This window comes from Pseudenhygromyxa sp. WMMC2535 (genome assembly GCF_011083025.2).
This window is the reverse complement of record NZ_JABJWV010000001.1, coordinates 4,759,940-4,775,268: the sequence shown is the minus strand read 5'-3', so window position 1 is coordinate 4,775,268 and position 15,329 is coordinate 4,759,940. Positions and strand designations below refer to the sequence as shown.

General features: G+C 72.5%; 9 protein-coding genes. 4 read left to right on the top strand and 5 right to left on the bottom strand.

What is annotated here, in order from left to right:
- Positions 1–37 precede the first annotated feature (37 nt).
- Entirely contained in the window at positions 38–364 is a 327-nt protein-coding gene (locus tag G6O69_RS18675; RefSeq protein ID WP_176396946.1) for a hypothetical protein, read from the top strand.
- Entirely contained in the window at positions 361–2,340 is a 1,980-nt protein-coding gene (locus G6O69_RS18670; protein ID WP_172304859.1) for a hypothetical protein, read from the top strand. Before G6O69_RS18675 ends, G6O69_RS18670 begins: the two co-directional genes overlap by 4 nt.
- 320 nt (positions 2,341–2,660) lie before the next feature.
- On the opposite strand, the gene G6O69_RS18665 is transcribed toward G6O69_RS18670, so the two are convergent.
- Positions 2,661–3,545: a hypothetical protein gene (locus G6O69_RS18665; protein ID WP_172304858.1), complete on the bottom strand. Its 885-nt coding sequence runs from the start codon at positions 3,543–3,545 to the stop codon at positions 2,661–2,663.
- A 245-nt stretch (positions 3,546–3,790) separates the two neighbouring features.
- Here G6O69_RS18665 and G6O69_RS18660 point away from each other — a divergent pair, with 245 nt between their 5' ends.
- Positions 3,791–4,405, top strand: coding sequence for a DUF4349 domain-containing protein (locus tag G6O69_RS18660; RefSeq protein ID WP_172304857.1), 615 nt, complete (start codon positions 3,791–3,793; stop codon positions 4,403–4,405).
- Between the two features lie 9 nt (positions 4,406–4,414).
- Here G6O69_RS18660 and G6O69_RS18655 read toward each other — a convergent pair whose 3' ends face one another.
- From G6O69_RS18655 to G6O69_RS18640, 4 genes are read right to left on the bottom strand one after another with little or no spacing between them, the layout of a single operon-like run.
- Positions 4,415–8,785 (bottom strand): HEAT repeat domain-containing protein, encoded by a 4,371-nt coding sequence (locus G6O69_RS18655; RefSeq protein WP_172304856.1) that lies wholly within the window; start codon positions 8,783–8,785, stop codon positions 4,415–4,417.
- 50 nt (positions 8,786–8,835) lie between these two features.
- Positions 8,836–10,035 carry an undecaprenyldiphospho-muramoylpentapeptide beta-N-acetylglucosaminyltransferase gene (murG, locus tag G6O69_RS18650; protein ID WP_172304855.1) on the bottom strand — a complete coding sequence of 400 codons (1,200 nt, stop codon included), beginning with the start codon at positions 10,033–10,035 and terminating at the stop codon, positions 8,836–8,838.
- A gap of 7 nt (positions 10,036–10,042) precedes the next feature.
- Complete coding sequence (locus G6O69_RS18645) at positions 10,043–12,007, bottom strand: VanW family protein (RefSeq protein WP_172304854.1); 1,965 nt, start codon at positions 12,005–12,007, stop codon at positions 10,043–10,045.
- 49 nt (positions 12,008–12,056) lie between these two features.
- Positions 12,057–13,478, bottom strand: a complete 1,422-nt coding sequence (locus tag G6O69_RS18640; RefSeq protein WP_172304853.1) for a TIGR00366 family protein — start codon at positions 13,476–13,478, stop codon at positions 12,057–12,059.
- 184 nt (positions 13,479–13,662) lie between these two features.
- Here G6O69_RS18640 and G6O69_RS18635 point away from each other — a divergent pair, with 184 nt between their 5' ends.
- Entirely contained in the window at positions 13,663–15,282 is a 1,620-nt protein-coding gene (locus tag G6O69_RS18635) for an ABC-F family ATP-binding cassette domain-containing protein (RefSeq protein ID WP_172304852.1), read from the top strand.
- Positions 15,283–15,329: the final 47 nt, after the last annotated feature.

Genomic DNA, 15,329 nt, shown 5'->3' with positions numbered 1-15,329 from the left:
ATAGTCGTGCATGGTACGGGCGATCCGATCGAGGTGAGTGCTCTCGTCCTCGGTCCTGGCCGCGTGCACCCCGAGTCGCCCCGCGGCGGGTGAGGCTGCGACCACGGCCGAGGCCTCGACGCCCGAGGGCATGCACCCACCCGAGGTCGTCGACGAGCCGCAGGAAGTGCCGCGAGTGCACGATGTCGTCGAGCTCGCGGTCGGCAAGCGCCAGACCTGTGCCCGCGAGCTCGCGGTCGAGTGCTCTGCTGGGGCCACCCGCTCGGCGACTTCGTCTGGAAGATGCTCACCCGGGCCGCCGGCATCTCTCCGACTCTGGATCACGGTCCTCGAGAGCCGTGTTAGTGTCTCGCCGCTCTCATGAGACAGCGCCCGGACACCAGCCCTCGCGGCATGATAGCGAGCGGCGCGGCGTCTACCCTGGGGGCCTCGCTGCTGCTCGGGGTCTCGGCCTGCGTCGCGACCCGTGAACCCGAGCTCGTCCTCGCCCCCGACGGCCAGCCCGCGCTGCGGGGGCCGGTCACGGCGATGTCGGCGGGTCGGCTGTGGATCGGTCGAGACTGGGGGACCCTGGCCTGCTTCACCACCGAGACCGGTCGCACCGGCTGCTGGGGCAGCGAGCGGCTCCCGGCGCCGGAGGGTCTGGACACCCTGCCCGCGAGCGCACGGACGGCTTGCCTCGCTACCGCCGAGTGGGGCTCGAGCTGTACGATCGCCGAGACCACGCGGGCCCGCAGCGCGGCGTCGAGGACCATCGCCGCCATCGACGATGACGCCGAGTACGGTCTTTGTGTCGTGCACGCCGACGCCGGCGTGCGCTGCTGGGATCTGGACGGCCGCTCCGCTCGCGTTCGTGGCGTCCACGAGGCCGTCGCGGTCGCCTCGAGCGCTGGTCGCGGCTGCGCGCGGCTGCGCGACGGCGGGCTGTCTTGCTGGGAGGACGGCGCCCGAGCCCGACGCCGGCGCGACGTCGAGGAGGCCGTCGATGTCGACGTCGGCCCGCGGCAGGCCTGCGCTGTGCTTCGCTCGGGCCGCGTGTCCTGCTGGCGCGGTGAGGACCAGGCCGAGCCGGTCGCCGCGCTGCAGGGGGCGGTCGCCGTCGCGGTCGGTGAGGCCCTCGCTTGCGCCCGCCTCGACGACGGCGATGTCGCCTGCTGGCCGCTCGCGGAGCCGGCTCCCCTCGCCCGAAGGATCCCCGGCGCCGAGCATATCGTCGAGCTGCGCGTCGGCGACGACTACGGCTGCGGACGCGACGAGGACGAGGGGCTGTGGTGCTGGGGAGACAACCATCGCTTCGGCCTCGGCGACGCCGAGTCCTCCCCGCGCGTGCTTCGGCCCCGGCGCGTCTCCGGCATCGCGCCGGCGGTCGACGTGCTGCTCGGACCGACGGACGCCTGTGCCCGCACCGAGGCCGGCGCGCTGTGGTGCTGGGGTGGGTCGCTGGCGGCGGTCGAAGACCAGCGACCCAAGCCGGCCCTCGTCGGCGAGGCGGTGGCGAGGGCCGACTTCGGCGCCAGCGGCCTATTTGCGACTCTGGACGGCGGCCTTCATCAGTACGCGCGAGACGGCTGGCGCTTGCTGGCCCCCGCGCTGCGCCCCTCGGTCCTCGCCTTCAGCGACAGCTGGGGCTGCGTGCTCTCGCAGCACAGCCTCGGCTGCTTCGACGCCTTGCTGCCGGTCGACGCCCAGTCGCCGCCCTGGCTCCGCGGCGCCCACGAGGTCGAGATGACGGGGGTGCAGTCCCTGAGCGTGTACGGCTCCCGCGGCTGCGTGGCCATGACCGACGGGCGCGCCCGGTGTTGGGGCGAGTCCTTCTTCGAGGACGGCGAGCCCGTCGACATCCTCGCGCCGGTCGTGGTCGCCGATCTACCGCCGGTCGATGCCGTCGTGGTGGGCGAAGCCTCGGCCTGTGCCCGCACGCGCACGGCCGAGGTCTGGTGTTGGGGAACCACCCCTGACTCACCGGCCCATCTGCCCCGTCTGGTCGATGGCTTGCCGCCGGTCGTGGCGCTCGCAGCCGGGGCCGCCCACGTCTGCGCCCGCACCGAGGCCGCTGCGCTGTGGTGCTGGGGTGACAACGGCAGCGGCCAGCTCGGTCGAGGCGAAGGCCCCTCCTGGTCCGCCACACCGGCGCCGGTGCAAGAGCTGGCGCCCGTCACCGCCATGGCCCTGGCTGGAGACAGCAGCTGCGCCGTGGTCGAGGACGGCGGGGTCTCGTGCTGGGGCGACAACCGCCAGCCCCGAGGGGCTGCTGTCTTCCGACGCGGCGATACCCGTGGCGCCATCACGACTGACATGGTCGAGCGATTGAACGCGCTCGACCCAGACACAGCGCCCTGACACCGCACGGCATGTGCCAGCCGGCGAAGTCGACCATCTTGCTCTGGAGGCGATGACGCGCGCCGCTGGTGCGGCCTCTCACGGGATTGGGTGCGCAAGTTCAGGCGCCACCCGGGAGCGCAGCCTCGAGTGCGCAGCTACCTGGTGCGCCTCGACGCCGACGAAGCCGACGAGCGCATCGCCGCGGTCATCGACTCTCACCGGCGCCGCGGCGCGCAGTTTCGCTGGTTCGTCGGTCCGAGCAGCGCGCCTGGGGATCTTCCGGCGCCCGCATCGTTGGTCTCACAAAGCGGACCAGCGAGATGGCGCCACAGTGAGCCTTACGCGCCCAGCACGCCAGTCGAGACCACCGCGAACTCTTTTGTGCTCATGATGTGCTTGCGGATCTGCGTGCCTCCACTCAATGTCCATTTCGCAAGGTCGTAATCGAGGATTCCTACGACCTGCCGGTAGAAGGTCCAGGCGCCGGCATCGGTCCGAACCCCCATGACGTTGGCGCCGATGGTCAGCCAACTGACATTCGAGCGGCCACTCCTGACGCCAAAGCTCTCCCAATGCCAGCCTGTGCGCTTCGCCATCCCCTTGGCGATGGCGAGCGTCGATTTGGCATTCACAGCGATGTGAGATCGTGAGACGTAAGAGAGAACGCCGGCGGCGTTGTGAGCCCGATTGCTCCAACATTCAAATGCACCTTGCATGAATACATCTTTGTCACTTTGTTTACCAATGTCGCTAGCGTTGGCGTGATAGACCGTCGGTCCACCCATGGTGTTCGTGTCGACGAAGATGGTGCAGCCCGTCAGTGGCGCGGTGAAGAAGAAGTCGGCTCGATCGGAGAGCTTCACCCGCGTGATGGCGTTGCGCGCCCATGGCAGTATGAAGGCCCGCTTTTTGCTGCGGGCCACGGTCGCGGTCGGTTCTTGGGCCGTCTTGACTATGCCTACCTCGAGGCTGACTTCCACCGCGCCCCATCGGTAGTTGGCGGCGGTCGATTTGACGGTGAACCACTCCCTCGCGCCTTCTCCCCGACAGACCTGATCGCGGGCGCTCTGGAAGGCGGCGGGGCTGTACCCGGAGACCGGGCAACTGTTGTTCCCCTGAACGGCCACGTTGTCCCGCAGCGCAAAGGGATAGTCACGGACGAAGTCTTCAGTGTTGTCGACCAGGTCGGCGTGGCTGACTGGCATGCGTTTAATCTTGAACACGCCTCGACTCGACGCGTCAATTTTCTGACCGGCCCGCAATTGGATCGTCCAGGAGCCGCAGCGATTGCACGCGAGGTCAGCGAGACCCACCGGGGAACACCAAGCTCACCATGGACCGTCGCATCATGGCAGCACCTGGTGTCACCCCGAGTCAAAAGCGTCCGACCAGCCCAAGCTGGGCGCCTCCGGGCATCGGCCCGAAGGTCGGCAAGAGCTGAGCCTGACTCCGCGGGGCCCAACTGGCAGTGGATCGCCAATTCACCAGGGATCTCGATAAGCCCCGCCGCGAAGATGCCTTTGCCAGCGTTGAAGCAGTCAATCTCCTGTCCCGAGCGGCACCTTGTGCCACCGCCTCGCTGGCCCTCGCCGTCTACGACCGCGACGCGACCATGGCCTTCGCCGAGGCCGTACCGCAGCGCTGGGGCGGCTGGATCGAGTCGCGCTACGACTACCAGATCACCTTGCGGGTCCCCGCCGACGCGCTCTTCGAGGTCATCGACGCGCTCTCGGAGCGAGGCGATGTCCTCGCCGAGACCCTCCAGGCCGACGACGTCACCGCGGAGTACTTCGACCTCGAGTCGCGCGTCCGCGTGCTCGAGGAGATCGTCGCCCAGCTCGAGCTGCTCCTGGCGCGGGCCAAGACCGTCGAGGAGGCGCTGAAGATCCGCGTGCAGCTCGATCGCCTGCGCGTCGAGCTCGAGGCCGCCCGCGCTCAGCTGCGCATGCTCGCGGAGCTGATTGATTTTTCGACGCTGACCCTCGGCCTGAGCCAGCGCGGGCCCGCGAACGCGCTGCCGAGCAGCAACGACCCCTTCCCCTGGGTCGACGGCCTCGGCGTCGAGGCGACCGAGTACCGCTGAGCCGCTCTCTCAGGCCTCGAGCTTCGCGATCAGCGCCTCGATGTGCCTTCGATGGTCCGGCCGCGCCTTGCGAGCCGCTCGCCGCAAGTCCGGCAGCAGCGTCGGCCCCCAGCCCATCAGCGCTCGCTCGGCCGCCTCCTGCAGCTTGGGCTCGCGGTGACGCAGGTAGTCGATCAAGCGCGAGCGCGCCGGCTGATGGCGGCCGTGGCCGAGACTCGCCATCAACGAGATGAGCACGTCGCGGCGTGTCTCGATCTCCAAGACGGCCGCTGCGGCGGCGAGGCTGCGCTCGCGCGAAGCGACCTTGCGCAGGGCTCGGAGCGCCGCGCTGCGGACACGCGGGCGACGATCCAAGCTCAGGGCCTCGAGCGCATCGACACCTCCCTCGCCCTGCTCCGTGAGCGCGTGGACGGCCCGCACCGCCAGGCCGAGCTCGACGCCGCGCTCCTCGATCGTCGCCATGAGCGCGTCGAGGTCCTTGCCCGCGAGCGGATCTGTCAGCGGCGCGTCCGCGTCCAGCTCGGGCTCGGGAGGTGGGGGCGAGAGGTGTGCGACGGCCTCCGGGTCGCGGGCCTCCACGAGCTCGATCAGCGCGCGCAAGGCCAGCGAGGGCCGCTCTTCGCGGTGCAGGAGGGCCAAGAGCGCGCCGTCTCCCCGAAGCGCCCGATCCCACGCCCGAGGGAGCAGCAGCGCCTGGCCCACGTCGCGCAGCAGCGCCTCCGCGCCGTCGAGCTCCGCCTCCCAGTCCGAGATCCACAACGGGAGAAGCCGAGCTTTTGCGGCCGCGCTCAGGTGCGGCAGCAGGGCTCGAGCCCGGCGCCGCGGGCCCTCCTCTCGCGGCCAATGATCGATCACCACGGCCTCGCTGGCCACGAGCGCAGCGAGCTGCGCCGACTCCAACTCGATCGCTCCACGCAGGTGGGCAGCCAGCACTCGCCCCCAGCTGTCCTCGACGAGGCTCGCGTCGGGCCACGCGAGCAAGCGCTCGGCGGCGCGCTGGCGCTGCGCTGGCAGCTGCGCCTCGTCTTCGAGGGTCGCGAGCAATTCAGCGAGCTGCCCGCGCGTCCGTGGCGGTGTCGAAGGCCTGCTCGCGGGGGCCGGTGTCGGTTCGGGCGCGACCAGCCCGAGGGGCCGCCGGCGCAACGCCGCGTCGAGCCACTCGCGGGCTTGGGCGGGTTCCTTGCGGTACCAGCTCGCGGCGCCCTCTCGCAGCGCCGCGCGCTCCTCTGCCTCGCGTTCGCCGAACTCGCGGCGCTCACGGGCCTGGTCCGCCTCCGTGTCCGCGCTCGGGATGGCCAGCGCCCGGATCAAGAGCGCCTCGCTCTCGCTGGCCATCCGCGGCCCGAGCCGGCAATCCGCGAGGCAAGCGTCGAGATCTTCGCGGGTCCGCAGACCGCCGAGTTCGGCGAGCAGTTCGTAGCGCCGCAGGCCGCCGAGCTCTCCCGCGCGACCAGAGGGCGGCTGCGCTCGCAGCAGGGCCAGCCCCCGCAAGCGCTGGCCCGGCGTCCCCGAGGCGCCGACGAGGCAGCGCTCGCAAAACCCCGCGAGGATCCCAGGCTCGAGCGCGCCCGGCTCGAGGGACTCGAGCAGCGTCAGCAGGCCATCGACGAGCTCGCGCTGCTCGGCACCCGCAGCCTCGATCGCCAGCCCAGCGGGCTTCGCTGCGCGCTCGCGGGGCAGCTCGGCGACCCAGCGCAGCCACGTCGCCGCGGCCTCGCGCGCCACGGCCAAGACCGCCCTTCGCTCGACCTCCCCGCGCTCGAGGGCCGCGAGCAAGACCTCGGCCCCCGCCTCGGAGAAGCCCTCGAGGCGCAGGCGCTGCGCGGGGTCCTCGGGCTTGGCTGCGATCGGGCGCAGGTTCTCGCGGTGCAGCGCGCGGGCCAGCGCATCTCGCCCGCCGCGGATCCCCACGTCGCCAGCGAGCGCCGCCTCGACGAGCGCCGCGTGGGTCGGCCGGGGTGAGCGAGCCAGGCGCAGCGCCGCGGCGAGGGTGAGCCGACCGCTGATCGCGTCGTAGAGCAGCGCGCGGCGGCGCGGGTCAACGGGCTCCTCGCTCCCCGGCTCCCCCGCGAGCGCGTCGACGAGCAGCGCCAGCGTCGAGGCCCCAGCGACAGCCTCGAGCGCCGCGAGCAGGCGCTCGCGCAACCCCACGTTGTCGTGGCGCGAGATCCAGCGCAGCAGCGCGGGGACACTCCGCGCGCTGCCGACCCGCGCGAGCGCGGCCGCGGCCTCCTTCTTGACCGCCATCTGCGGCCGCTCGAGCGCCGCGAGGACCAGCGGCTCGGCCCAGCGCGCCTCGAGGCGTGCGACGGCCGCGAGCGCCTGCCGGGCCAGCCGGGGCTCCTCCGCGGCGACGAGGCTGGCCAGCGAGCGCTCCAGACCGCGGGCCTGCTCGGCCTGCATCTCTCGCCCTGCCCCTCCCTCCTCGTCCTGGCCACCGATGATCGCCTCGATCGCCGCGCGCCGCAGCTCGACCTCGCGGTGACGCCAAAAGTCCTCGACCATGCGCAGCGCCACGCCCTCGGGGCGGTGACGACCGAGGGTCTCGAAGAGCGCGACACAGACCGCCGGCTCGGGCTGCGGATCTTCTCGCAGCCAGTCGATCACCAGGCGCAGCAGGAGCGCGCGGCCGCCCTCGGGGCCCGCCTCGGCCCACCCACGAACGCTGCGTCCGCTGGCGGCGAGCTGGCGACCGTAGCGGTAGATCAGCTGCTCGAGCGCCGGCATGCGCTGGCGCTTGACCGCAAAGTCTCCGGCGAGGGCCTCGCCGACATAGCGGCGAAAGACCTGGCGAAAGCAGCGGGTGACCTCGGGCAGGAGCGCGATCTCGTCGCTCGCGCACAGCCGAGTCAGGCGCTCGAGCGGATCGAGTGAGTCGGCCAGCCCTGCCTCGATCCAGGGCTGCTCGAGCAGCAGGCTCGCAGCCAGGTCGTCGTGCGCGGGCAAGCGGCGAAGATCGAGGAGCCCGCTCTCGCGCGGGCCCAGGCGCCGAGACAGCGTACGCATCAGCTCCCGGCGATCCTTGGTCAGCGCCCACAGGCTCTCGATCGCCAGGCTGCGCAGCGGCGCCGGCGAGCGCTCATCGAGCGCCAGCTCGCGCAGGCGGAGGATCGCGGCCTCACCACCTTTGACCCGCAGCGCGGGGATCACCTGCTCCGGCAGGCGCTCGAGCCAGGCGAGCAGCGCCGCCTCGTCGTCGAATTCTGGCGAGCGCGCGGCGGCGTCGATCAGCGCCGCGGCCACCCGCGGCGCCTCGCAGGCACGAAGCTGCGCGGCGATGACCTGCTGCGCGCCCACGTCGACGCTGACCGCGAGGATCCCCGCGCGTCGGATCCAGCGCGGATCGTTGGCGGGGAGCTCGGCGAGCGCTGCCGGCAGCGCCCGGCGGGCGAGGTGAGCGACGCGCACGAGCTCTTCCGGGCGCCAGCCCAGGTGCCCGTCGTAGGCCGCGAGCAGCGTGGCGAGCAGCGGCTCGCGCACGAAGGCGCCGTGGCGGTGCGCCGCGAGCACGTGTTCGCGGCTGCTCGCCCCAAAGGCGAGGGGATCCGCGGCGGCCAGGAGCAGCGCGTACTCGACGTCCTCCTCGTTCGCCAGCACGCCGAGCCCCGCCAGCGCGTCGCCGCGAGCCGCCTCGTCGAGCCGCTCGTCGCAGGCTGCCGCGGCCAACCAGTCTCGACCCTCGAGCGCCACCGCCAGCGCGACGCTGGCTGCCCGCACCACGGGGTCGTGGTCCTCGAGGCCCGCGGCGATCCAACCCGCGCGCGTGGCCTGGGCGGCCGGGGAGAGCACGCGCAGCCACACCTGCCCGAGCGCCCGATAGCGGGCGCGGCGGGTGTGCAGGTCCTCTGCATCGGCCAGCGCCTCGAGGCACGCAAATGCCTGCGCCGGGGAGATCGCCAGGTGCTCGATCGCCGGCCCGAGGCTCGGGCAGACCCGCGCCCGCAAGCGTGGATCCGCAGCCCCTGCCATGCGCCGCAAGAGCGTGAAGGGCTCCCGCGCCGCGTGCGGGGCGAGACCCTCGGGGCCCTCGAGCGCGCGCAGCAGCCACAGCTCGTCGAGCGCCCCGAGAGAGGCTCCCGCGCGCAACGAGACGCGCAGCCAGGCGACGCGCAGCGCCGGCGCGAGCGCGTCGACGTCCCGCGGCGCGACCACGCCGTGATCGACCAGCGCCTCGGCGACACGCAGCAGGCGCAGGTTGATCTCCGGCGTGAGCCCTGCGAGCTCGCGTGGCAGCGCCGCGGCGATCGCCCCGAGGCGCGCAGGATCGGCGCAGCCACCAATCGCACGCTCGAGCGCGCGCAGAGCCTCGTCGGCCTGCGCCGGTGCGCCCTCGAAGAGGCTGGCCAGGGTCTTCTCTGCGCGCTCGAGGGGGGTGTCCATGGCTGACGCAGCATAGCGTCAGCGAGAGACCCCCCGCGAGCTGGCGCAGCTCAGCGCTTCGCCAGCTCGCCGAGCCCCGCGAGGATCTCCGCCGCAGCCCGCGGGCGCGCAGCCCCGAGCATGGCCTGGCGCATCTTCTCGAGCCCAGCCTCGTCTCCGAGCAGCCCCCCCACCTCCGCGACCAGACGGTCCGCGTCGAGCTCACTTTGGGGGATCAGCCGCGCCGCGCCAGCCTCGACCAGCGCCGCGGCGTTGTGGGTCTGGTGGTCGTCGGTCGCGTGGGGAAAGGGCACGAGCAGCGCCGGGCAGCCGACCGCGGCCAGCTCCGCCAGCGAGGTCGCGCCCGCTCGGCACAAGACCAGATCACACCAGGCGTAGGGCTCGCTCATGTCGCGGATGAAGGGCACCGCGCGGACCCGCGGCTCGCTCAGCCCGGCGGCGGCGTAGCCCTCGCGCACGCGCTCGACCTCGCTCTTGCCGGTCTGGTGCCAGATCTCCAGGCCGGGGAGCGCCTCGGCCAGCGCGGCCGCGGCCTCGATCATCGCGCCGTTGATCGCCTGGGCGCCCTGGCTGCCCCCGAACACGAACAGCCGTGGGGGACGTCCCCCCGCCGCGCTGGTGGCTTCGGCGTTGGCGTTGGCGTCGGAGCGGGCCTGCTCGAGGCGCTCGACCAGGGCCGCGCGGATCGGGTTGCCGGCGAGGACGACCTTGCGGGCCGGGAAGCGCCCGTGGACGTCGGGGAAGGTCGCAAACACCTTGCGGACCAGCCGACCCAGGATCCGGTTGGTGATCCCGGGGACGGAGTTTTGCTCGAGGATCGCCGTGGGCCGGCGCATCAGCCAGGCCGTGGCGACAATCGGCCCGCTGGCGTAGCCGCCCACGCCCACGACCACGTCGGGGTCGAAGCCCGCGATGATCCGCCGGCTCTGCAGCCAGGCCTTGGGCAGGCGCAGCAGCCCCGAGATCAGCCCGCGCACGCCTCGACCCTTGATCCCGCTGACCTCGATGCGGTCGAGCGTCCAGCCGAGCTCGGGGATCACCCGGGCCTCGATGCCGCGCTCCGTGCCCACGAAGCGGACCTCACCGCCGGCCGCGAGCACCTGCTCGGCCAGGGCGACGCCCGGGAAGAGGTGCCCGCCGGTGCCGCCGCCGGCGATCATCACGCGCAGGGGCCGAGCGGTCCCGGCAGCAGCAGCAGCGGGGGTGTCGGTGGAGTCGTGGGTCGGGGATCCCATCACGAGCGCGTTCATGACGATCCTATACCGAAGGGAGGATCGTCGACCCAGATTCTGGCGAATGCGATCGCCGCGCAGGCTCGGCGGCGGCGACCTCGGTTCCCTCGGCGTCGCCCAGGAGCTCCCTCAGCGCCTCGAAGAGCGCGTCGCGGTCGCCCGTGGGGAGCTCGCGGATCCCCGCCACGCCCGCGAGACCGCAAGCTCGAGAGGCGATCACCGGCACCCCCGCGGCGGCGGCCCGCAGCAGGCTGCGCGGCTGATGCTCGACCCACGCCGGGCAGACCACGGCGTCGAGCTGGTCGAGGCGCGTGGGGGCGCCCTGGTGCAGCGTTGCGCCCGTGTCCGCCCAAAAGCGCGGGCCCTCGAGCTCGCGGCCGGAGATCCACAGGTGCAGCGCGAGCTCGGGCCGCAGGGCGTGCAGGCGCTCGATGGCCGCGCGCAGCTCCCAGGCGCCCTTGCGACCGACGGTGCTCGTGGGCATCCACAGCCGCAGCGGCGCGTCGGCCTCGCGCCGCCCAGGCTCGCGCCGCGCGTCCAGATCGCCCCCCTCGCCCGCCCACGCCTCGCCCTCTAGGAGCCCGCCTGCACGCGCGCGCCCTCCCGCCCAGCGCAGGCGCACCGCCTTGTCGGGGAAGCAGGCGGCGACCTCGGCGTGGGGCGTGACCACGGCGATCGCCTCGTCCAGGGCCCGCGCCTCGTCCTCGACCAGCTGCGGATCCGCGCGAAAGTCCGCGAGGGTCGGGCTATTGGGGTTTTGCGCCGCCGCCTCGTCGAGGCGAGCCTGGAGCGCCGCGAGGGGCAGGCGCTGCATCAGCACCGTGACCCGCCGACCCCCGAGCGCCCCCAGCCGCCACAAGAAGGGCAGCAAGTTCTGGCTGACGACGAGCGCGGTGTCCTCGGGGCCCAGGGCCTCGGCCATGGCGGCCGCGAGGGCGGCGTCGTCGGCCAGCAGCGCGCGCTGGCGAGCGGCGCCCTGGCTGGCGAGGCTGCGCGCGCGCAGAGATCGGGTCAGCGCGCGCGCGGGGAAGTACTCGCGCGAACCCACGGCCGCCCGCGGCCAGGCGTAGCGCGAGCCCGGTCCGGCCAGCGCGGAGATCGGCAGCGCGGCGAGCTGCTCTCCGGGCAGGGGCGCGAGCAGGCGGTCGCTCGTGCGCCCCTGCCTGCGCAAATAGTCGGAGAACTCGGGCCACACGCCGTCGACGAGCCACGCCCGCCGACCCCAGCGAGCGCGCGCGTCGTCGGGCCCGAGGGGCGCGCGCGCCTGACCACAGGGCTGATCGCAAGACATGCAGCTGGGCTGCGCCTCGCCGGACCACCCTCCCCGCTCGGCCTGCCGGCGCTCCTCGACGACCTTCAAGCTCACCCCGGTCCGCCGCCGCTCGCCACGGACGGCGACGTGCAGCCACTCGGCGTCGAGCCGAAGCTCGAGGCGCCAGGGGAAGTCGGCGCAAAAGCGCAGGTCGATGTAGTTCCAGGCGACCGTCGCGTCCGTGCCCAGGGCCGCCCGCGAGCCCGGCGGGCGGCGGCTGTGAGCGTGGCGCTCGAGCATGGTCATGCCCGCCCGCGAGGCCGCGGCGAACAGGGCGTTGGACAGCAGGCACAGACCACCGGCCACGCCCGGGACCACGCAGCCCTCGCGCAGCTCTCGACCGTCGACGAAGCCGCGCGCGCGCAGGGGCGGGCCGACCTGCCGCCAAAACGAGAACACCTGCCCGGCCGCGAGCTCGAGGCCGTCGAGGGAGCGCGCCGCGATCCGCAGGTTCTCGACCTTGCCCCCCTCGAGCGGCCACTCCCGCGGATCGGCCGCGAGGATGTCGTGGTTCCACAGCGCGCTGCGGTCCTCGGCGATCACCGGGCGATCCACCAGGAGCCGGCTGTGACGAGCCAGAGGCACCGGCTCTCGGCGATCCGCCACGAAGCGCAGCAGCCGGTGGGCCTGGACCTTGGCCTGGTGGACGGCGAGATCGATGCGGTCGAGCTTGGCCATGGCGTCTGCGGACGTGGGAGCGCTCGGGGTCATTCCAAGCCAAAGTGGCTCAGGGGAGCAGCGCGAGGGCGGCGAGGATCCAGGCCCCGCCGACGAGCATCCACAGCGCAGCATAGCCGACGATGTCCCGAGCCCGCACCCCGGTGACGGCGAGCAGCGGCAGCGCCCAAAAGGGCTGAAGCATGTTCGTCCACTGGTCGCCGTAGGCCATGGCCATCAGCACCCGACCCGGGGCCACGCCGGTGTCGACGGCGGCCTGCATGATGATCGGCCCCTGCACCGCCCACTGCCCGCCGCCCGAGGGGACCAGCAAGTTGAGCAGCCCGGCGCTCAAAAAGGTCAGCGGGGCGATGAGATCGGGGCCCGCCGAGGCGACCGTGGTGGTGATCATCGCCGAGAGCCCCGAGCTGGCCATCACCGCCATGATCCCGGCGTAGAGCGGGAACTGGAGCACGATCCCCGTGCAGCTGCGGATCCCTCGCTCGCAGGCCGCCAGGAAGCTGTCCGGGCGCCCGTGGAGGATCAGCGCCGCCACCCACAGGCAGAGGTTGACCGTGTTCAGGTCGAGGCTGGCGAGGCCGCCGCGGGCAAAGCGAAAGCCGAGGGCCGCGAGCATCGGCAGCGCCAGCATCCAGACCACCGCACGCGAGCGCTCGAGACGATCGAGCAAGGCGGCGCCCTCGGCCCTCGCACTCTCGCTCTTCTCGCTCTCCCGGCTCGCATCGATGACGGCGGCCGGCGCGGCCATGGGCGAAGGGTCCTCGCCCTCGGCCGGCGTCATCGCCATGAACAGCCCCGTGGCCAGGACCAGCAGCCCGCCGCTGATCACCAAGTTGAGCGGGCTGAGCAGGCTCTCGCTCAGCGGGATCACCCCGACCTGCTCGGCGAGCGCGGGCCCGAGGACCTCGCTCATGTCCTTGGCCGTCGTCGCCTTGAGCGGCGCCGTCCCGCTGAAGCCGCCGTGCCAGCACATCAGCCCGGTGTAGGCCGCCGCGCACAGCAGCGGGTAGTGCAGCGTCCAGCCGCGCGCCCGCGCCACTCGTCCGGCCTCGCGGGCCAGCAGCGCCCCGCCGATCAGGCTCAGCGACCAGCTGAGCAGCGAGAGCACCACACTCACGAAGGCGGTGATGCCCACGAGCATGCGCGGCCCTCGAGCCAGGCTGGCGAGCCCCGTGATCCCCCGGCGCACCGGCGGCGCCTCGGCCAGGGCCGTGCCCAGCACCAGGATCACCACCATCTGCATGGAGAAGGCGAGCAGCTTCCACAGCCCCGACCCACCCCAGCCGTCGAGCGCCGCCTCGAGCCTCGCCAGCGGCTCGCCGCTGCGCTCGCCCAGCCCCGGCCAGTCACCAAAGACCAGCGCCGCGACGAGCACCAGCAAGGACAGGCCGACGGCGAGGACGAAGGGCTCGGGCGTGATCCGGCCAAAGCCGCGACGAAAGCTCACTCCCAGGCGGGCGAGGAGTCCCATCGGCCCAGCCTAGCAGTTCCAGGGGGCGGGTGCGCGTGAAGCTCCATGCCATGGACCGAGCCTGCTCGCCCTCGACAGAGCCCACGATCCCCGCGTCGAGCCGGCCGTCGTTGGCGAGCAACGCGTAGTGGATCACCAGCTGAACTCGCGCCCGCGCCCGCTGACTTGTAAGGTCCCGGCGCCCATGATCAAGCTCGAGAACATCAGCAAGCGCCACAGCGCCCAGATCCTCTTCCTCGACGCCTCGATGCAGGTCTTCAAGGGCGAGAAGATCGGCCTGGTCGGGCCCAACGGCGCCGGCAAGTCGACGATCTTCCGGCTGATCATGCGCCAGGAGCAGCCCGACGAGGGCACGATCACCATCGACCGAGGCGTCAGCGTCGGCTACTTCGACCAGGACGTCGGCGAGATGGCCGGGCGCAGCGTGCTGGCCGAGACCATCGCCGGCGCCGGCGAGGTCTCGGCCCTGGCCGCCGAGCTCGCCGAGCTCGAGCAGGCCATGGCCGACCCCGCGCGCGGCGACGAGCTCGAGCAGCTGCTCGCCCGCTACGGCGAGGTCCAGCCGCGCTTCGACACCCTCGGCGGCTACGAGCTCGAGCCCCGCGCCCAGGAGATCCTCGCCGGCCTCGGCTTCGCGGCCGAGGTCGTCGCCGGCGACGTCGGCAAGCTCTCCGGCGGCTGGAAGATGCGGGTCGCGCTCGCGCGGATCTTGCTGATGAAGCCAGACGTGCTGCTGCTCGACGAGCCCACCAACCACCTCGACATCGAGTCGATCATCTGGCTCGAGGAGTTCCTGCGCGGCTACCCGGGCGCCCTGGTCATGACCTGCCACGACCGCGAGCTCCTCGACCGCCTCGTCTCCAAGGTCGTCGAGATCGACGGCGGCGAGCTCACCACCTACTCCGGAAACTACGCCTTCTACGAGCAGCAGCGCGACCTGGCGGCGGCGCAATACGAGGCCCAGTACGCCCGCCAGCAGGCCATGCTCGCCAAGGAGCGCGCCTTCATCGAGCGCTTCGCCGCCCGGGCCAGCCACGCCGCCCAGGTCCAGTCGCGGGTCAAGAAGCTCGACAAGATCGACGAGTTCGAGCCGCCGCGCAAGCGCAAGCGCATCGAGTTCGAGTTCCCGAGCCCGCCGCGCTCCGGCAACGACGTCATCAAGCTCGAGGGCGTCGGCAAGCGCTACGCCGACAAGGTCATCTACGAGGACTTCAGCTTCATGGTCCGCCGGCTCGAGCGCTGGTGCGTCATGGGCATCAACGGCGCCGGCAAGTCGACGCTGCTCAAGCTCGTCGCCGGCGCGACCGAGGCCGACGCGGGGACCGTGAACATCGGCGCCAGCGTGACCATGGGCTACTTCGCCCAGCACGCCATGGATCTGCTCGAGGCCGACCTGACCGTGCTCGAGCTCCTCCAGCAGACCTTCCCCCAGGCCAGCCAGGGCTCGCTGCGCAACCTGCTCGGCGCCTTCGGCTTCTCCGGCGACGACGTCGACAAGAAGTGCCGCGTGCTGTCCGGCGGCGAGAAGGCCCGGGTCGTCCTGGCCAAGCTGCTCTACGTGCCGCCGAACCTGCTGGTCCTCGACGAGCCCACCAACCACCTCGACCTCGACACCAAGCAGGTGCTGATCGAGGCCCTGGCAAACTACCAGGGCACGATGCTCTTCGTGTCCCACGACCGCCACTTCCTCAGCCGCGTGGCCACGCGGGTGCTCGAGCTCGGCGAGGCCGGACCGCTCGAGTATCCCGGCAACTACACCGAGTACGTGGCCGCCAGCCACCACGAGGCGCCGGGGCGGGGCTGAGCGGGACGCCCGACGGGCGCGGACGACCCCTCTCCAGGCGCGCTCGC